This window comes from Amycolatopsis sp. NPDC033938, assembly GCF_055575975.1.
This window is the reverse complement of the sequence record NZ_JBVIRO010000035.1, coordinates 1-18,623: the sequence shown is the minus strand read 5'-3', so window position 1 is coordinate 18,623 and position 18,623 is coordinate 1. Positions and strand designations below refer to the sequence as shown.

General features: G+C 68.2%; 18 protein-coding genes. 14 read left to right on the top strand and 4 right to left on the bottom strand.

Features of this window, described 5'->3' with window-relative positions; translation table 11 throughout:
- The first annotated feature begins 44 nt into the window (after nt 1-44).
- From ACZ5ZX_RS41025 to lepB, 9 genes are all read left to right on the top strand, one after another.
- On the top strand, nt 45-845 hold the full coding sequence (locus tag ACZ5ZX_RS41025) for a helix-turn-helix transcriptional regulator (RefSeq protein ID WP_465507407.1): 801 nt from the start codon (nt 45-47) through the stop codon (nt 843-845).
- Nucleotides 842-2,290 carry a Fe-S cluster assembly protein SufB gene (gene sufB / locus ACZ5ZX_RS41020; protein WP_037320983.1) on the top strand — a complete coding sequence of 483 codons (1,449 nt, stop codon included), beginning with the start codon at nt 842-844 and terminating at the stop codon, nt 2,288-2,290. The genes ACZ5ZX_RS41025 and sufB overlap by 4 nt, the downstream gene beginning before the upstream one ends.
- A gap of 2 nt (nt 2,291-2,292) precedes the next feature.
- The gene (sufD, locus tag ACZ5ZX_RS41015) at nt 2,293-3,465 is read left to right on the top strand and encodes a Fe-S cluster assembly protein SufD (protein ID WP_465507406.1); all 1,173 of its coding nucleotides are present in this window, start codon (nt 2,293-2,295) and stop codon (nt 3,463-3,465) included.
- A 35-nt stretch (nt 3,466-3,500) separates the two neighbouring features.
- Nucleotides 3,501-4,271 carry a Fe-S cluster assembly ATPase SufC gene (gene sufC, locus ACZ5ZX_RS41010; protein WP_465507405.1) on the top strand — a complete coding sequence of 257 codons (771 nt, stop codon included), beginning with the start codon at nt 3,501-3,503 and terminating at the stop codon, nt 4,269-4,271.
- Between the two features lie 39 nt (nt 4,272-4,310).
- Entirely contained in the window at nt 4,311-5,600 is a 1,290-nt protein-coding gene (locus ACZ5ZX_RS41005; RefSeq protein ID WP_465507404.1) for a cysteine desulfurase, read from the top strand.
- On the top strand, nt 5,600-6,049 hold the full coding sequence (gene sufU / locus ACZ5ZX_RS41000; protein WP_037320992.1) for a Fe-S cluster assembly sulfur transfer protein SufU: 450 nt from the start codon (nt 5,600-5,602) through the stop codon (nt 6,047-6,049). The genes ACZ5ZX_RS41005 and sufU overlap by 1 nt, the downstream gene beginning before the upstream one ends.
- A complete protein-coding gene (locus ACZ5ZX_RS40995) occupies nt 6,046-6,453 on the top strand; it encodes a metal-sulfur cluster assembly factor (protein WP_465507403.1) in 408 nt (135 codons plus the stop codon). Before sufU ends, ACZ5ZX_RS40995 begins: the two co-directional genes overlap by 4 nt.
- A gap of 538 nt (nt 6,454-6,991) precedes the next feature.
- The gene (locus ACZ5ZX_RS40990) at nt 6,992-7,321 is read left to right on the top strand and encodes a YnfA family protein (RefSeq protein ID WP_465507402.1); all 330 of its coding nucleotides are present in this window, start codon (nt 6,992-6,994) and stop codon (nt 7,319-7,321) included.
- 42 nt (nt 7,322-7,363) lie between these two features.
- A complete protein-coding gene (lepB, locus tag ACZ5ZX_RS40985) occupies nt 7,364-8,164 on the top strand; it encodes a signal peptidase I (protein ID WP_465507401.1) in 801 nt (266 codons plus the stop codon).
- Here the strand turns inward: lepB and ACZ5ZX_RS40980 are convergent.
- Both ACZ5ZX_RS40980 and ACZ5ZX_RS40975 read right to left on the bottom strand, forming a co-directional pair.
- Entirely contained in the window at nt 8,088-10,055 is a 1,968-nt protein-coding gene (locus ACZ5ZX_RS40980) for an ABC1 kinase family protein (protein WP_465507400.1), read from the bottom strand. The two genes, lepB and ACZ5ZX_RS40980, sit on opposite strands and share 77 nt — an antisense overlap.
- A 13-nt stretch (nt 10,056-10,068) precedes the next feature.
- A complete protein-coding gene (locus ACZ5ZX_RS40975) occupies nt 10,069-11,286 on the bottom strand; it encodes an MFS transporter (protein ID WP_465507399.1) in 1,218 nt (405 codons plus the stop codon).
- Between the two features lie 89 nt (nt 11,287-11,375).
- Between ACZ5ZX_RS40975 and ACZ5ZX_RS40970 the strand changes: the two genes are divergently transcribed.
- The 4 genes from ACZ5ZX_RS40970 to ACZ5ZX_RS40955 are packed head-to-tail and all read left to right on the top strand — an operon-like array spanning nt 11,376 to nt 14,921.
- On the top strand, nt 11,376-11,945 hold the full coding sequence (locus ACZ5ZX_RS40970) for a TetR/AcrR family transcriptional regulator (RefSeq protein ID WP_465507398.1): 570 nt from the start codon (nt 11,376-11,378) through the stop codon (nt 11,943-11,945).
- Nucleotides 11,946-11,954: 9 nt separating this feature from the next.
- Entirely contained in the window at nt 11,955-13,184 is a 1,230-nt protein-coding gene (locus ACZ5ZX_RS40965; RefSeq protein ID WP_465507397.1) for a sensor histidine kinase, read from the top strand.
- Nucleotides 13,166-13,834: a response regulator gene (locus tag ACZ5ZX_RS40960; RefSeq protein ID WP_465507396.1), complete on the top strand. Its 669-nt coding sequence runs from the start codon at nt 13,166-13,168 to the stop codon at nt 13,832-13,834. The genes ACZ5ZX_RS40965 and ACZ5ZX_RS40960 overlap by 19 nt, the downstream gene beginning before the upstream one ends.
- 52 nt (nt 13,835-13,886) lie before the next feature.
- Nucleotides 13,887-14,921, top strand: coding sequence for a serine hydrolase (locus ACZ5ZX_RS40955; protein WP_465507395.1), 1,035 nt, complete (start codon nt 13,887-13,889; stop codon nt 14,919-14,921).
- A 73-nt stretch (nt 14,922-14,994) separates the two neighbouring features.
- Here ACZ5ZX_RS40955 and cysC read toward each other — a convergent pair whose 3' ends face one another.
- Entirely contained in the window at nt 14,995-16,824 is a 1,830-nt protein-coding gene (cysC, locus tag ACZ5ZX_RS40950; RefSeq protein ID WP_465507394.1) for an adenylyl-sulfate kinase, read from the bottom strand.
- Nucleotides 16,824-17,732, bottom strand: a complete 909-nt coding sequence (cysD, locus tag ACZ5ZX_RS40945; protein ID WP_465507393.1) for a sulfate adenylyltransferase subunit CysD — start codon at nt 17,730-17,732, stop codon at nt 16,824-16,826. Before cysD ends, cysC begins: the two co-directional genes overlap by 1 nt.
- A gap of 77 nt (nt 17,733-17,809) precedes the next feature.
- Between cysD and ACZ5ZX_RS40940 the strand changes: the two genes are divergently transcribed.
- On the top strand, nt 17,810-18,274 hold the full coding sequence (locus tag ACZ5ZX_RS40940) for a nuclear transport factor 2 family protein (protein WP_465507392.1): 465 nt from the start codon (nt 17,810-17,812) through the stop codon (nt 18,272-18,274).
- The last annotated feature ends 349 nt before the right edge of the window (nt 18,275-18,623 follow it).

Sequence of the window (18,623 nt, the reverse complement as noted above, 5' to 3'; positions counted from 1 at the left end):
CACCCCTCTTTGCCGTCTCCCCGGAAATACGTCACACTTGTGTTGTGAAAAAGACGGGGACGCAGGACGAGGCCGGTGGCGACATGCTCCGCGCCGAGGTCCAGCCTGTCCCCGCACAGGTCGGTCCCGAGGGTCGGACCAGGCACGAAGTGGCCCGTTTGCTGCTGGAGCAGGGTCCGATGACCGCCGTCGTGGTCGCCGAGCAGCTGGGGATCAGCGCCGCGGCCGTCCGGCGGCACCTCGACGCGCTCCTGGCCGACGGCGAGGCCGAGACCCGCGACGCGCCCCGCCGCGGCCCGCGCGGACGAGGCCGTCCCGCCAAGAATTTCTCGCTCACCGAAACGGGCCGAGCCCGGTTCGGGCACGCCTACGACGACCTCGCGTCCTCGGCCATCCGGTTCCTCGCCGAGCACGCGGGCGAAGACGCCGTGAAGGCCTTCGCTGAAGCTCGTGTCGCCTCCCTCGTCGGCCCGCATCGGGAGGCGATCACCAAGCACGCGGATCCCACCGTGCGCGCGGAGGCCCTCGCTGCGGCGTTGACCAGGGAGGGTTACGCTGCGTCGACCCGTCAGGTCGGTGCGGGCGAACAGCTCTGCCAGCACCATTGCCCGGTCGCCCACGTCGCCGCCGAGTTCCCCCAGTTGTGTGAAGCCGAAACCGAGGCGTTCGCACAGCTGCTGGGTACACACGTGCAGCGGCTCGCGACCATCGCACGCGGTGACAACGCGTGCACCACACACGTACCCGTCGCTTCGACGGGTCGACCGGCCACATCCCGGCCGGGAAGCACGGCGCCCTCTTCGGGGCGCACAGCACGGATCCCGAATGGAGGGAAACCCGCATGACTGCCGCTGCCGAGCAGCGCACTCCCACCACCGCGCCCATGAGCCAGGAAGAGACCATCGAGTCCCTTGGCAAGTACGCGTTCGGCTGGGCGGACTCCGACGAGGCGGGCTCTAGCGCCCGTCGCGGACTGAACGAGGACGTCGTCACCGACATCTCCTCGAAGAAGTCCGAGCCGGAGTGGATGCGCGAAGCGCGACTGAAGGCGCTCAAGCTCTTCGACTTGAAGCCGATGCCCAACTGGGGTGCGGACCTCTCCGGGATCGACTTCGACAACATCAAGTACTTCGTGCGGTCCACGGAGAAGCAGGCCACCTCCTGGGAGGACCTGCCCGAGGACATCAAGAACACGTACGACCGGCTGGGCATCCCCGAGGCGGAGAAGCAGCGCCTCGTCGCCGGTGTCGCCGCGCAGTACGAGTCCGAGGTCGTCTACCACCAGATCCGCGAGGACCTGGAGGCGCAGGGCGTCCTGTTCCTGGACACCGACACCGCGCTCAAGGAGCACCCGGAGATCTTCAAGGAGTACTTCGGCTCCGTGATCCCGGCCGGGGACAACAAGTTCTCCGCGCTGAACACCGCGGTGTGGTCCGGCGGCTCGTTCATCTACGTGCCCAAGGGCGTCAAGGTGGACATCCCGCTGCAGGCCTACTTCCGGATCAACACCGAGAACATGGGTCAGTTCGAGCGGACCCTGATCATCGTCGACGAAGACGCCTACGTGCACTACGTCGAGGGTTGCACCGCGCCGATCTACCAGTCCGACTCGCTGCACTCGGCGGTCGTGGAGATCATCGTGAAGAAGGGCGCCCGCTGCCGGTACACGACCATCCAGAACTGGTCGAACAACGTCTACAACCTGGTCACCAAGCGCGCCAAGTGCGAAGAGGGCGCGACCATGGAGTGGATCGACGGCAACATCGGTTCCAAGGTCACGATGAAGTACCCGTCCGTCTTCCTGATGGGCGAGCACGCCAAGGGTGAGGTTCTCTCGGTCGCGTTCGCGGGCGAAGGCCAGCACCAGGACGCCGGCGCGAAGATGGAGCACCTGGCGCCGCACACCTCCTCGACCATCGTGTCGAAGTCGGTGGCGCGTGGCGGTGGCCGCACCTCCTACCGCGGCCTGGTCAAGGTCGCGAAGCGGGCGCACCACTCGCGGTCCAGCGTGGTCTGTGACGCGCTGCTGGTCGACACGATCTCGCGGTCGGACACGTACCCGTACGTCGACATCCGCAACGACGAGGTCTCGATGGGCCACGAGGCGACCGTCTCGAAGGTCAGCGAAGACCAGATGTTCTACCTCATGTCGCGCGGTCTCGACGAGGCCGAGGCCATGGCGATGATCGTGCGCGGGTTCGTCGAGCCCATCGCGCGTGAGCTGCCGATGGAGTACGCGCTCGAGCTGAACCGCCTGATCGAGCTTCAGATGGAAGGGTCCGTCGGCTAGTCATGTCGGTTACCGAGAACAACGTTTCCGAAGCGATGCGCGAGGGCGTGGTCATTCCGGCCACGTCCCGCGCGGAGCGCTTCACCTCCTACGACGTCCAGGCCTTCGAGGTCCCGGGCGGCCGTGAGGAGAACTGGCGTTTCACTCCGATGAAGCGGCTGCGCGGCCTGCACGACGGGTCCGCCGCCGCTTCGGGTTCGGCCACAGTGGACGCCGACGCCGCACCTGAACTGAAGATCGAGACGGTCGGCCGGGACGACGAGCGCCTCGGCGCCGCGGGCGTCCCGAGCGACCGGATCGCCGCGCAGGCCTACTCCTCGTTCACCGAGGCCACCGTCATGACGGTGCCCAAGGAGACGAAGACGTCGAAGCCGTCGACGGTGAAGATCACCGGCCCCGGCGAGGGCAAGGTCGCCTACGGGCACGTGCAGGTGCGTGCCGAGCAGTTCTCCGAGGCCGTGATCGTCCTCGACCACACCGGCTCGGGCACCTACGCCGACAACGTCGAGTTCGTCATCGGCGATTCGGCGAACGTGACCGTGGTCAGCGTCCAGGACTGGGCCGACGACGCGGTGCACGTCTCCGAGCAGCACCTCAAGCTCGGCCGCGACGCCAGCCTCAAGCACATCGTCATCACCCTGGGTGGTGACCTCGTCCGCGTCTCCCCGACGGCGACCTTCGCCGACAAGGGCGGCGACGTCGAGATGCTCGGCCTGTACTTCGCGGACGAGGGACAGCACCAGGAGCACCGGCTCTTCGTCGACCACGCGGTGCCGAACTGCAAGTCGCGGGTGATGTACAAGGGCGCGCTGCAGGGCGACGGCGCGCACACCGTATGGGTCGGCGACGTGCTGATCCGGGCGGCCGCCGAGGCCACCGACACCTACGAGCTCAACCGCAACCTGGTGCTGACGCCGGGCGCGCGGGCGGACTCGATCCCGAACCTGGAGATCGAGACCGGCGAGATCGAAGGCGCCGGCCACGCGAGCGCGACGGGAAGGTTCGACGACGAGCAGTTGTTCTACCTTCAGTCGCGCGGAATCGGCGAAGACGCCGCGCGGCGACTGGTCGTACGCGGGTTCTTCCACGAGATCCTGGTCAAGATCGGCGTTCCCGAGGTGCGCGAGCGTCTCGAGGCCGCGATCGAAGCCGAACTCGAAGCCGTGGGCGTCTAAGCCCTCGTCCGTCCACATCAGACTTTAGGAAAGAAATGCCTACGCTGGAAATCAAGGATCTGCACGCCTCGGTCACGACCGAGGAGGGCCCCAAGGAGATCCTCAAGGGCGTCAACCTGACCATCAAGTCGGGCGAGACCCACGCGATCATGGGCCCCAACGGTTCGGGCAAGTCCACGCTGTCCTACGCCATCGCCGGTCACCCCAAGTACGAAGTCACCTCCGGGCAGGTCCTGCTCGACGGTGAGGACGTGCTCGAGATGAGCGTCGACGAGCGCGCCCGCGCGGGCCTGTTCCTCGCCATGCAGTACCCGGTCGAGGTTCCGGGCGTGTCCATGTCCAACTTCCTCCGCACCGCGGCCACCGCGGTCCGTGGCGAGGCTCCCAAGCTGCGTCACTGGGTCAAGGAGGTCAAGGAGGAGATGGGCAAACTGGAGATCTCGTCCGAGTTCGCCGAGCGTTCGGTGAACGAGGGCTTCTCCGGTGGCGAGAAGAAGCGCCACGAGATCCTGCAGCTGGCGCTGCTCAAGCCGAAGATCGCCATCCTCGACGAGACCGACTCGGGCCTCGACGTCGACGCGCTGCGCGTCGTGTCCGAAGGCGTCAACGAGTTCAAGTCGAACAACGACGCCGGCGTCATGCTGATCACGCACTACACGCGGATCCTGCGGCACATCACGCCCGACTTCGTGCACGTCTTCGCCGGCGGCAGGATCGTCGAGTCCGGCGGCCGTGAGCTCGCGGACGAGCTGGAGGAGAACGGGTACGTCAAGTACACCGGCTCCACCGAGACCGCCGCCGTCTGATCCTGGAAATTCACGACTACACCGAGAGGAGTTGGCCCGATGACCACCACCACGGCTAACTCTGCTGTACCGCTGGACGTAGCGGCCATCAGGGCCGACTTCCCCATCCTGACCCGGACCGTTCGGGACGGGAAACCCTTGGTGTATCTGGATTCCGGTGCGACGTCCCAGAAACCGGTGCAGGTGCTCGAAGCCGAGCGCCGGTTCCTCGAGACCTCGAACGCCGCGGTGCACCGCGGCGCGCACCAGCTCGCCGAGGAGGCGACCGACGCCTACGAATCCGCCCGCGTGCGGATCGCGGAGTTCGTCGGCGCCTCCCCGCACGAGCTGGTGTTCACCAAGAACGCCACCGAGGGCATCAACCTCGTCGCCTACGCGATGAGCAACGCCGCCACGGCCGGTCCCGGGGCCGAGCGGTTCAAGATCGGGCCCGGCGACGAGATCGTCATCACCGAGATGGAGCACCACGCGAACCTGGTGCCGTGGCAGCAGCTCTGCCAGCGCACCGGTGCGACGCTGAAGTGGTTCTCCGTCACCCCCGACGGCCGTCTCGATCTGTCCAATGTGGACGAGCTGATCACCGAGCGGACCAAGGTGCTGGCGTTCACGCACCAGTCCAACGTGCTCGGCACGATCAACCCGGTCAAGTTCCTCACGGAGAAGGCGCACAAGGTCGGCGCGCTGGTCGTACTGGACGCCTGCCAGTCGGTCCCGCACTTCCCGGTGGACTTCCACGATCTCGACGTCGACTTCGCCGCTTTCGCCGGGCACAAGATGGTCGGCCCGTACGGAATCGGTGTCCTTTATGGACGGCGTGAACTGCTCGAAGCGATGCCGCCGTTCCTGACCGGCGGTTCGATGATCGAGCTGGTCCGGATGGAGCAGACCACCTTCGCCGCGCCGCCGCAGCGGTTCGAGGCGGGCACCCCGATGACGTCGCAGGCCGTCGGCCTCGGCGCGGCCGCCGACTACCTGTCGGCGATCGGCATGGAGCGGGTCGCCGCGCACGAACACCTCCTCACCGAGGCGGCGCTGACCGGACTCGGCGAGATCCCCGGCGTCCGGATCATCGGCCCCACCGACCTGACCGACCGCGGCGGGCTGGTGTCGTTCGTCATCGACGGCGTGCACCCGCACGACTCCGGGCAGGTACTGGACAGCCTCGGTGTCGCCGTCCGCGTCGGGCACCACTGCGCGTGGCCGCTGCACCGGGCCTGCTCGGTCCCGGCGACCGTGCGCGCTTCGTTCTACGTCTACAACACACTGTCCGAAGTGGACGCTTTGGTGAACGGTGTGCGCGAGGCGCAGAAGTTCTTCGGGGTGGCCTGATGAACCTCGAAAGCATGTACCAGGAGATCATCCTGGACCACTACAAGAACCCGCACGGCCGCGGTCTGCGCGAGCCGTTCGACGCCGAATCGTTCCAGGTCAACCCGACCTGCGGCGACGAGGTGACGCTGCGGGTGAAGGTCGACGGCGGGAAGGTCGCCGACGTCTCCTACGAGGGCCAAGGCTGCTCGATCAGCCAGGCGTCCACGTCGGTCTTGACGGATCTCGTCGTCGGGCACACCGTGGAGGAGGCGTTCACCACCATGGACGCCTTCGTCGAGCTGATGCAGGGCAAGGGTCAGATCGAGCCGGACGAAGAAGTGCTGGAGGACGGCATCGCCTTCGCCGGCGTGGCCAAGTACCCGGCCCGCGTGAAATGCGCCCTGCTCGGATGGATGGCGTTCAAGGACGCCGTCGCCCGCACGACCAACGGAGTTGAGACGGCATGACCGAACAGCAGACCGAAACCCGCGAGGGGCGCACAGCCGCCGACCTCGACGCCGAGACCGCCACCGCCCCGGGCACCGCCGAAGTGGCGAAGGTGGAGGACCTCGAAGAGGCGATGCGCGACGTCGTCGACCCGGAGCTGGGCATCAACGTCGTCGACCTCGGCCTGGTCTACGACATCCGGGTCGAACCGGACAACACCGCCACCATCGACATGACCCTGACGTCCGCGGCCTGCCCGCTGACCGACGTCATCGAGGACCAGACCGGTGCCGCGCTCGTCGGCGGCGGAACGGGCCTGGTCAAGGACTTCCGGATCAACTGGGTCTGGATGCCGCCGTGGGGTCCGGAGAAGATCACCGAGGACGGCCGCGAACAGCTGCGGGCCCTCGGCTTCACCGTCTGACCCTCGCTTTTGCGCGTGAAGGCCCCCTTCCCTCGGCTCAGCCGAGGGAAGGGGGCCTTCACGCGCTTCGGGGGCTTTGTATAACGCTCTATACCGCGTCTCGTCGCGCGACCGGTCTGTGAAGGACTCGTCTTTGTCTGCCTACTGGTGTGGGGCTTGTGCGGGTTTGCCGGGGTGGTCCGGGTGGGGAAGATTCCGGACGTTGAGCGTCCGGAATCTTTCCCGCTCGATCGCCGGTCCACCGGTCGTGATCAAGAGGTGAGACGGGGCGACGATGCCCGCGGAACCACCCTCGTACAGGTCAGGCGTAGGTACACAAGTGCGGGTTCCCCTTGAGGAAGTCAGAGTCCCTCAAGGAGTCCTTCACGGCCAGAAAAGGTCATTACCACTCGCGAGCCCTGTACCGGCTGCGTGGCTGAAGGCGCCTTTCCTCGCATGAGATGCGGGGAAAGCGTCCTTCAGCCCCTCCATGCTGCGCGAGGCGTGGGCCAGGGTGGTCGTGGAATCGCCGCGCCGCTCCCCGTCCTAGGCTCCGGTCATGATCATCCGGTCCATCGCCCTGTTCGTGCTCGCCGCACTCCTTGAGATCGGCGGAGCGTGGCTGATCTGGCAAGGCGTGCGCGAGCACCGCGGTTACCTCTGGATCGGCACGGGTGTCGTCGCGCTGGGCCTTTACGGCTTCGTCGCGACCCTGCAGCCCGATGCGAACTTCGGCCGCATTCTCGCCGCGTACGGGGGAGTGTTCGTCGCGGGATCGCTGGCGTGGGGCATGGTCGCCGACGGCTATCGTCCGGATCGTTACGACGTCATCGGCGCGTTGATCTGCCTGGCGGGGGTCGGGATCATCATGTACGCGCCCCGAGGTTGAGCGTTCGCCGGAAACTGTCGGTTCCCGGCGCTAGGGTGCCCTGTGACCGAAACGGACTTCCCCGCTCCGCCCGCCGACAGACCCGGGCCGAAGCGAAGATTCTCCACGCTCCTGCTCGTGATGGTCCTGGTGGCGATCGTCGGCGTGGGCACCGGAGGCTACGGTTTTTGGACGCTGCTGGGGTATCAGATGGTGACCGTCCCCAGCGGCGGGATGACGCCGACGATCCCGCCGGAGACGATCGTGCTGTACCGCTGGGCCGACGTGCCCGACATCCCGCGCGGCGCGGTCGTCCTCATGGATCTTTCCGCGTATCCGGACGCGGCTCCCGGCGAAGGCCAGGCCGTCAAGCGGGTGATCGGCGTCGCCGGTGACCAGGTCGTCTGCTGCACCAAGGACAACCTGATCACCGTCAACGGGAAGCCGGTCAAAGAACCGTACACCGAGGACGACAACGGGTACGGGCGCGAGGAGTACCGGCCGTTCAGTGTCCTGGTGCCGCCGGACTCGGTGTTCCTGGCAGGCGATCAGCGGAACAATTCCCGCGACTCGCGGATCTACGTCGACATGCCGGGTAACGGAGCCGTTCCCCTGACGAAGGTGCACGGGGTCGTCGTCGGTCTCGGCCGGAACATCAACGCCGATCCCTTCCCGCAGACGAGGGCTTTCGTCGAGGCCGGTCTGCCAGGGGATCCGGTGTCCGACACCGGATTCGTCCAAGCGCGGTACCTCATGCTCGCCGGGATCGGGCTGGTCGTGCTCGGGGTCATCGGGGCGATCGTGACCGTTGTCCGCTCCGCCGGAAAACGACGAAAAGCAGTCGCAGTCCCACCAGCGCGCTGACCACCAGCAGATTGTAGCCGAACATCTGGTGCAGCGTGACGCCGGGCAGCATCTCCGGGCCGGTCGCGCTGCCCAGCAGCAGCACGGCCATCAGCCCGGTGGCCGCGCCGACGAAGGCCAGCAGGAGTTCGTGCACCAGGCCGGTGACCACGTCGCGGTCGCGTTCGTCGGAGAAGAGCCGGACGTTGACCGAAAGCCTGCCCTGTTCCAGCGCGTTGCCGATCCGGTCCACGCGGCGGGGGAGGCGGCGCAGCACCGGCAGGAGCGCCATCAGTTCGTTGGTGGCGGTGGATCGCAACGACTCCGGCCGCAATCCGGCACCGACCTGTTCGGCGGCGTAGGCGCGGGATTCGACGACGATGTTGAACCCCGGCGCCAGTGCGGCCAGCGTTCCCTCCAAAGTGGCCAGTGCGCGGAACACCGCGGCGATCGGCGGCGGCACGCTGAGCCGGAAGTCCGCGATCACCCGGAACAGGTCGGTGAACATGTCCAGGTCCGGCGCCTGTCCGTGGTTGAAATGCTTGGCGACCAAGGCGCCCAGCGCCCGCTCCAGCCGCTGCTCCTCGATCTCGTCCGGCCGGTCGACGATCTCCAGCAGGCCGTCGCGCAACGCGGCCGGGTCGCCGCGGTCGAGGGCGAGGATCAGGTTCTGCAGCCCGCCGCGCAGTCCCGCGTCGAGCCGTCCGACGGAGCCGAAGTCGAGCAGGCCCAGCCTGCCGTCGGCGAGCAGCAGGACGTTGCCGGGATGCGGGTCGGCGTGGAAGACGCCACTGCCCATCACCTGGCCGAGTACGCACCGCAGCATCGAGCGCGCGAGCTTGGCCCGCTCCGCCATCGGGACCTGGTCCCTGGCGGCGGCGAGCGGTTTGCCGTCGAGGCGGCGCATCACGAGGACGCGTTCGGTGGACAGTGCTTTGTGGACGGTCGGCAGCGCGACCTCGGTGCCGGGATACGCGGCGGCGACGGCTTTGATGTTCCTGGCCTCGGTCCGGAAATCGAGTTCCTCGACCAGCGCGTCGGCGAAGCCTTCGGCGAGGTCGACGACGCCGAGGGAGCGCGACCATCCCGCACGCTGGTCCAGCGCGGCCGCCACGCGGCGGACGATGTCGAGGTCGCGGTCCACGACCGCCTGCACCCCCGGCCGCTGCACCTTGACCACGACTTCCTGCCCGTCGTGCAGCTTCGCCCGGTAGACCTGCGCGATCGACGCGGCGGCGATCGGCTCCGGATCGAACTCCGCGAAGATCTCGTCCGGGTCGCCGCCCAGTTCTTCCTTCAGCACCGTCGCGACCTCGTCGGCGTCGGCGAAGGCCACCTGGTCCTGGAGTTTGCTCAGTTCGTCGATGAACACCGGCGGCAGCAGATCGGACCGCGTCGAGAGCAGCTGGCCGAGCTTCACGAAGGTCACGCCGCCCTCCTCCAGCGCGCGCCGCAGCGAACGCGCCGGCTTGGCGTGCCGGACCTGGGCGAGGCCGGGTTCGCGGCGGCCGGTGAGGTAGCGGCCGAGTCCGTGTTTGATCGCGATCCTGGTGATCTGCGAGTAGCGCCGCGTCCTGGCCGCGCGACGGCGCAGCGAGCGGATCCTGCCGATCAACCCTGGCCCGGAACCCGACGGCAGGACGAACTCCGCGACGAACAGGAACATCAGCGTCGCCAGGAAAGCACCGCCCGCCACCGGGATGACGAGCCCGGCGAACGCGCCGCCGCCCGCGTACATCGGCCGGGGAAACGCGCTGAGGACGCCGCCGGCGACGAGCCAGCCGAAGCCCGCCGCGCACAACGCGCGGAGCACGCCGATCCGCACCCCCAGCACGCGGCGGGCGGCGACCACGAGCGGCCACAGCATGAGCGCGTAGACGGGCAGGGTGAGCAGGCCGAGCAGCAGGTTCATGCCGACGAGGACATCACGCGCGGCCCGCGCGGGATTCCCGCTCCGGCGGGACGGAGCTCACCCTTGAGAGGGAACGGACCCCGAAGTTGTAGGTCGTGGTCGCCTCCCGGGGCGCGAAGAGGACACCGAGAAGGGCCATCGCGGCCGCCGCGAGGAAGCCGGTGCGGAGATCGACGAGGTCGCCGAGGAAACCGATGAGCGGTGCCCCGGCGGCCTGGCCGAGCGCCAGCATCAGGAAGGCCGCGCCGACGCCGAAAGCGGGCGACGCCGGATAAGCCCTGGTGCCCCAGAGGATCAGCACGCCGGTCAGTCCGATGTAGACGGCGCCGAAGAGCGCCGCCGCGATGATGAGCGCCGGGAGCGACCGCGTGGCGATGGCGAAGAGCGCGGTGGCGGCGGCGAGCAGGATCATCCCCGCCGACCAGGCCCGCCGCAGCCCCACCCGCGAGGTCAGTTCGGCGGTGAACGCGCCTGCCAGGCCGACGGCCCCGAGGACGATCCACATCACCGTCGACTCGGTCTCGCCGAGCCCGCCGACGCTCACGGCGATGTCCCGGCCGAATGTCCAGATCGCCGCGCTGGCCAGCCCGAGCGTCGCGGCGGCGGGCAGCAGCCGTCCGGCGGCAGGCGGGAACAGCGGGTCCGGAAGCCCGCGTTCGCTCTCCTCCCTGACCGGCGGCACGACACGGGCGATCCACAGGGTCACCAGCGCCGAGGCGGCGGCGAAGGCCCACCAAGCCAGCCGCCAGTCGCCGACGGCGAGCAGCGAGACCGGCCCGGAGATCAGCACACCGAGCCCGGTCCCGGCGTTCACCACGGTTTGGGCGCGGTCGCGGCGGGTCGCGCGGACGACGCGCGAGACCGCGTCGGCGAGCGAAGGGGAGGCCAGTCCGGTGCTGGCTCCGGCGAGGACGACGCCGAGCGCGAGAAGGGCGGCGTTCGGCGCGGCCGCGATCAGGGCGGTCCCCGCGGTCGCGGTCGTCCCCGCGGCGAGCGCTCCCGCCCGCGCGCCCCGGCGGGCCGTGATGGCGGTCGAAGCGACCACGGCGAGGCAGTACGCGACGTAACTGCCCGCCGCGATGGCGCCGAGCGTGCCGCCGTCGAGGTCGAACTCCGTGCGGAGGGTCGGCGCGAAGAGGCCGTACGCGTACCTCGCGAGGCCGTAGGAGACCGCGATCAGCGACAACCCCGCCGCGGTGAGCGTCAGCTCGCGTTTGTACGAAGAAACCACTAGTCCTCCTCCATAGGTATACCGAGCGGTATACCTATGGAGTGTTCCTGCTGCGAGCGCTCAGGTCAACCGATCGGTATAGTCGAGGCATGCTGACCCCCGCCGGAGAGCGCGTCCTGAGTGCCGCGAGCACGCTCTTCTACCGGGACGGCCTGAACGCGGTGGGCGTCGCGGCCGTCGCCGAGGCCGCCGGTGTCACGAAGAAGACGCTGTATGCCTGCTTCGGATCGAAGACGGAGCTGACGGTCGCGTACCTGCGGCGTCGCCACGACGTCTGGTGGGCCTATCTCGAAGAGCAGCTGGCCGGAGCCGATCGGCCTCGGGCGCTGACGGTCTTCGACGCCTACGTCGACCATCCGAAGCTCGGGAGCGACCGGGGCTGCGCGTTCCTCAACGCCGCCGCCGAACTCCCCGCCGGACATCCAGGACTCGACGTGATCCGGCGGCACAAGGCGGCGGTGCGGGCGAAGTTCGCCGAACTCCTTCGCGAGGACGCGCCGTGGGCCGCCGATCCGGAGAGACTCGCGGAGCAGCTCTTCCTGCTGCTGGAGGGTGCTGTGGCGCATACCGGCATCGACGGGGACTCGCACCGGGTCACTCTCGCGAGGGAGATCGCGGAAATACTGCTGCGGGATCCACGCGAGCCTGGCGCAGGCTAAAAAGAGCGCATGCGACTTTTCGGCCCGCTCACGGATCGGGCGACCTACCGCCGGTGGGTGTATTTCATCCTCGGCGGCGCCCTCAGCGTGCCGTATCTGCTCTTCGCCGCCATCGTGGTGCCCTCGTTGCTTCCGCTGGTCGTCACGCTGGGGCGAGGGGTCGCCATCGGGATGATCACCGTCGTCCTGGTGATGATCGCGTCGTCGTTCCTCCCCGCCGTGCGCGTGCTGGAGGGCGCGGCCGTGCGGGAACTGCTGGACGACCCGGTGCCGGGAGCGACGTTCGGACCCGCGGCGAACTGGCCCGTCCGGCTCCGGTCGAGCGCGATGTACCTGCTGCACGTGGGCACCGGGTGCGTCGTCAGCCTGGCGAGCCTGTTCGTGCCGGTCGGCTTCGGTTTCACGATCGCGGCCCCGTTCACCGGCCGGATCGCACTGTCCACAGAGGACCCCATCGTGGTACCGGAAGGCTGGTCGAGCGCGTGGATCCCGCTGGCGTTCCTGCTCGGCGTCGTGGCGTTGGCCTATGTCGTGTGGGGAGCGGGCGCGGTACTGACCCGCTGTGCCAAGAGCCTCCTGGGCGTCTCGGCCGCCGAACGGATCGCTCAGCTGGAGAAGCGCACCGAACAGCTCGCCGAACGCAACCGGCTGGCGCGGGAACTGCACGACTCGGTCGGGCACGCGCTCAGCGTCGTGACCATCCAGGCCGGGGCCGCACGCCGGACCCTGCGCTCCGATCCGGAGTTCACCGAGCAGGCGCTCACCGCGATCGAGGACTCCGCCCGCGCCGCGCTGGACGATCTCGACCACGTTCTCGGGCTGCTGCGCGAGGAGGCGTCCGCACGGACGCCGCAGTCCGGGCTGGGGGAGCTGTCCTCGCTGGTCGAGGCGACCCGGCTGGCGGGGGCGGAGGTGGCGGCCGAGGTCCGTGGCGAACCGTCGTCCGTGCCGCCGGTCGTCTCCCGCGAGGCCTATCGGATCCTGCAGGAATGCCTGACGAACGCGTTGCGGCACGCCGGTAAGGTTCCGGTGACCGTGCTCGTCGACGCCGGGCCGGATCTGTTGCGGCTGCGGGTGTCCAACCCGCTCGGCGCCGCGGCGCCGTCACGGGACAGGGGCGGCAGGGGGCTGCGGGGAATGGCGGAACGGGTGGACGTGCTCGGCGGCACGATCACCGCGGGCCGCGCGGACGGACAGTGGAAGGTCGAGGTGGCGGTGCCATGGGGGAACCGGCGATGAGCATCGGGGTGCTGCTGGTCGACGACGAACAGCTGATCCGCGCCGGGCTGCGGGCGATCGTCGCCTCCGAGCCGGATCTGGAGGTCGTCGGCGAGGCGGCCGACGGCGCCGAGGTGCCGGGTCTGGTCTCGCGGTTCCGGCCCGACGTCGTGCTGATGGACGTCCGGATGCCCTCGGTCGACGGTATCCGCGCGACGACACATCTGATGTCCACTATGGATAGTCCGCCGAAGGTGATCGTGGTGACCACCTTCGAGAACGACGACTACGTCTATGACGCCCTGCTGGCGGGCGCGAGCGGCTTCCTGCTGAAGCGGGCCCGGCCGGAGGAGATCGTCGCGGCGATCCGGACCGTGGCGGCGGGGGAGTCCCTGCTGTTCCCGGCCGCGATCCGGCGGCTGGCCGCGCAGCGGGCGAACAAAGCCCCGCAGGACGCCCTCGCCGGCGCCGGGCTCACCGAACGCGAACGCGAGGTGCTGCGGCTGATGGCGGGCGGACTGTCCAATGTGGAGATCGCGGGCGAGCTGTATCTCGGTGTACAGACGGTGAAGACGCATGTCGGGAACATCCTCGCGAAACTCGGTGCGAGGGACCGGACACAGGCGGTCATCAAGGCCTACGACACCGGATTCGTCACACCGGCGGGCTGAACGCGGTAGGTTGATCTTCACAAACGCTCGCTTGAGGTGAGGGAGTTCCTGGGTGGATACGAACGTCAACCGCCGCCGTCTGCTCGGTCTCGGCACCGTCGCCGCCGCGGGCGCGGTGCTCGGAACGGCACAGCCCGCCGGTGCCGCCGAGTCCGATGTCGACACGGCCGCCGCCGACGCCTCGGCCGCCGCACGCCGGATCGCCCAGGTCTACGCCAGGGAAACCGCGAAAGCGGGCGGGGCCTGGTCGTCCTCCATCAGCGTCGCGGACTCCGACGGCAACCTGGTGTCCGCCGTCGCCGAGCGAGCCGACGAGGTCGTCGAGGCCTACAGCGTCAACAAGATCGCGGTCGCCACCGCGGTACTCGACAAGATCGACCGCGGCCTGCTCACCTTGGACAAGCGCGTCGACGTCACGGCCGACATCGTCATCAAGGACACCGACGGCATCTTCGGTCTCGACGGCGCGTACCCGAGTTCGGTGACCCTCGGGCACGCGATGGCCGCGCTGCTCACGCTGTCCGACAACACCGCTGTCCGCCTGTGCGGGCTGGTGTGCCCCTCCGCGGAAGTCAACGAGATCCTGCGCGGCAAGGGATTCGTGCACACCCAGGTGGTGCCGGTGGCCAATCCCAACCGGTTCTTCCTCGGCAAGACCACGCCGGCCGAGACGCATACGTTGCTGCGGAAACTGGTCGGCGGGACGCTGCTTTCGGCGAAGTCCACCGAGTACCTGTTGAACATTCTGCGTTCGCTGAGCGCCTTCACCGATGGCGTGCGACTCGACCTGACCTCGGCGGAGCGGTTGCGGGTCGCCACGAAGGCGGGCTGGTTCAAGGACGGCCGCAACGAGGCCGGGGTGATGTTCAGTGCGGACGGCAAGCCGATCCTGACCTACGCGCTGTTCGCCTCCGGTGCGTTCGCGGGCGACCCTGAGGTCAACAAGGACGACTACGCCGCGACGCATCCGGCGCTGAAGGCGCGGGCACGGCTCGGGAAGACGATGTTCCGTTCGGTCGAAAAGCTGACGGCCACCACGGCCCGCACCTACGCGACCGCTCCGTACCGGGCCTCCAACGGCGGCTGAAGGACGCTTTCGTCGCATAGGACGCGGCGAAGGGCGCTTTCGTCGCATGTAATGCGGGGAAAGCGTCCTTCAGCTACTCCAGGGCGGCGAGGATCAGCGCGGCCATCGCGGCGGGGTCCCCGTTTTCCGGGGTCAGCACCAGATCCGGGCTCTCCGGCCGCTCGTAGGGTGCGTCCACCCCGGTGAACCCGCTGATCTCGCCCGCCCTCGCCTTCGCGTACATCCCCTTGGGGTCGCGGTCTTCGCAGACTTCGAGCGGGGTGTCGACGAAGACTTCGAGAAACGGCAATCCGGCCGCGTCGTGTGCGGCGCGGGCGAGTTCACGGTCGGCCTGGTACGGGCTGATCAGCGAGACCACCGACACCACTCCGGCGTCGGCGAACAGTTTCGCGACTTCCGCGACGCGCCGGACGTTCTCGGCGCGGTCCGCCGGGCTGAAGCCGAGGTTGCCGTTCAGCCCGTGCCGCAGATTGTCGCCGTCCAGCAGATACGCGGGCCTGCCGGACGCGACCAGCCGCCGCTCCAGTTCCACGGCCACACTCGATTTCCCGGAGGCGGAAAGCCCGGTGAGCCAGACGGTGAGCCCGCGCGTCGCGCGTTCCGCCCTGGTGACGGCGGCGGTATGCCAGACGACGTTCGACGCCGTCACACTCGGACCGGTGATCATGCCCGCCGCGACCGTCGCGCCGGAATGTTCGTCCACGAGGAGGAAACCACCGGTGGACCGGTTGCGACGGTAGGAATCGAACTGCAGCGGCTGCCGTGAGCGCAGCCGGACTCGGCCGATCTCGTTGAAGGACAGGGATTTCGCGGTCTCGTCGCGGTGCAGTGTGGTGACGTCGAGGCGATAGTCCAGATCGCGGATCTCGGCCTTGGTCTCGCGGGTGGTGTGCCGCACGACGTAGCTCGAGCCGGGGGAGAGGGCGCCTTGCTCGGAGAACCAGCACACCATCGCGTCCACGTCGCGGCCGGTGTGCGGGCGGTTGCCGGGGCGGCAGATCAGGTCGCCGCGGCCGAGGTCGAGGTCGTCGGTGAGTTCGATCGTGACGGCCTGTGAGGCGAAGGCTTCGGTGATCGGGGTGCCACCCGGGCCCCAGATCGCGCGTACCGTCGTGGTGAATCCGGACGGCAGCACGGTGACCTCGTCGCCGGGTTTGAACACCCCGCCCGCGATGGTGCCGGCGTACCCGCGGAAATCGCGGCTGTGCTCGCGGATGACGTACTGCACCGGGAAGCGCGCGTCGACGAGGTTGCGATCCGAGGCCACATGCACCTGTTCGAGGTGGTGCAGCAGGGAAGTTCCTTCGTACCAAGGCATACTGGCGCCGCGATGGACGACGTTGTCGCCGTGCAGGGCCGACATCGGGACGAAGGTGAGGTCGTGCACCTGAAGCTTCATGGCGAAACGGCGGAAGTCCTCGCGGATCTCTTCGAAGCGTTCCTGTGACCAGTCGACGAGGTCCATCTTGTTGACGCACAGGACAAGGTGCGGGATCCCGAGCAAGCTCGCGAGGAAGGCGTGCCGGCGCGACTGTTCGAGCACACCTTTGCGGGCGTCGATGAGGATCAGCGCGAGGTCCGCGGTGGACGCTCCGGTGACCATGTTCCTGGTGTACTGCACGTGTCCCGGTGTGTCGGCGATGATGAATTTTCGTTTAGGGGTGGCGAAATACCGATGGGCGACGTCGATCGTGATGCCCTGCTCCCGTTCGGCGCGCAGGCCGTCGGTCAGCAGCGCCAGATTCGGATACGCCTCGCCGCGGGCGCGGCTGGTCCGTTCGATGGCTTCGAGCTGGTCGGTGAACACCGTCTTCGAATCGAAGAGCAGTCGTCCGATCAGGGTGGACTTCCCGTCGTCGACGCTGCCCGCGGTGGCGATCCGGACAAGCTGCGAAGCGCCCATCAGAAGTAGCCTTCCTTCTTCCGGTCTTCCATGCCCGCCTCCGAGATCCGGTCGTCGGCGCGGGTGGCGCCGCGTTCGGTGAGCCGGGTGACGGCGACTTCGGCGACCACCTCGCTCGGCGACGCCGCCGTCGACTCGACGCAGCCGGTGCAGGTCGCGTCGCCGACGGTGCGGAACCGAACCGTTGCCTCGTAAGGGGTTTCGCCTTGCGCGAGGGTGAGGAACCGGGTGTGCGCGAGCAGCATCCCGTCCCGCTGGACCACCGGCCGCCGATGCGAGTAGTAGATCGACGGCAGGTCGACCCCCTCGGCCTCGATGTACTGCCAGATGTCGAGTTCGGTCCAGTTCGACAGCGGGAAGACGCGGATGTGCTCGCCCTTGCGATGCCTGCCGTTGTAGAGATCCCAGAGCTCAGGCCGCTGGTTGCGTGGATCCCACTGGCCGAACTCGTCACGGAAGCTGAACACGCGTTCCTTCGCGCGCGCCTTCTCTTCGTCGCGCCGCGCGCCGCCGAAGACGGCGTCGAACGCGTGCTCGCGGATCGCCCGCAGCAAGGCGGCGGTCTGGAGCCGGTTCCGGCCAGCCTTGGGATCTTCGACGACCCGGCCCGCGTCGATGTCGTCCTGGACGCTGGTGACGACGAGGCGGAGGCCGTAGGTCTCGACGGTGCGGTCCCGGAACTCGATGACCTCGTCGAAATTGTGCCCGGTGTCGACGTGCATCACCGGGAACGGCGGCGGCGACGGCCAGAACGCCTTGGCCGCCACGTGGAGCATCACCATCGAGTCCTTGCCGCCGGAGAACAGCAGCACCGGCCGTTCGAACGTCGCCGCGACCTCGCGGAAGATGTGTACGGCTTCGGCTTCGAGTGCTTCGAGATGGGTGAGCTCGTATGCCGGGGACACCATCGGGACCTCCGTGGTTGGAGATCAGAAAAGTAGAACAAGTTCTTGTGCTTGGTCAAGGGGAGGAGGACGCTGTCGGCATGGACTTGGTCGCACTCGAAGAGATCCGACGCCTCAAAGCCCGCTACCTCCGGTGCCTCGATCTGAAGCTGTGGGACGAGATGGGCGAGACCCTGACCACCGACGCGCACGCGCGTTACGGCACGCCGTCGTATGGCAAGCCTCTGGACTTCGAGGGTCGTGACGCGATCATCGAGTTCATGCGGAACGCCGTCGGGCCCGGCGTCACGACGGTGCACTTCGCCGGGCAGCCGGAGATCGACATCGACGGCGACACCGCGCGGGGCAGCTGGCTGATGCGGGACAAGGTGATCGTGCCCGAGCACCGGGTGGTGATCGAGGGCGCGGCGTTCTACGAGGACACCTACCGGCGCGTGGACGGCGTCTGGCTGGTCGCCTCGACCCAGTACGACCGGCTGTACGAGACGATGATGTCGATGGACGACCTGCCGAGCTTCAAACTCACCGCCAACCGGTGGTCCTGACCCGGCCAAAGCTCCGTCACCGGTGCGTGGGGCCCCACGAGGACTAAACGCGGTGGCGGCGGCCGCCGGATTCGGGGGTCACGCAGCATTGAGAGGACTATCGGCTCGCCGCCTGGCGGCAGGCGAGGAGCTCCTGCTGAGACGGGGCGACTGTCCACAAGGGACACCTTTCGGGGACTTGGTGTCCGATTGATAACGCTATGTGCGGTTCCGTACGGGGGTCGTGAGTGGCAAATAGGGTTAGAACCCTCATTGTAACTAGTCAGGTCCTGGTCATCCGGTGATCGTTGTTCTGCGATGATTGCCGGGTGTCCGGGAGTGAGCGTCCGTCGTATGACGAGCTTGCCGC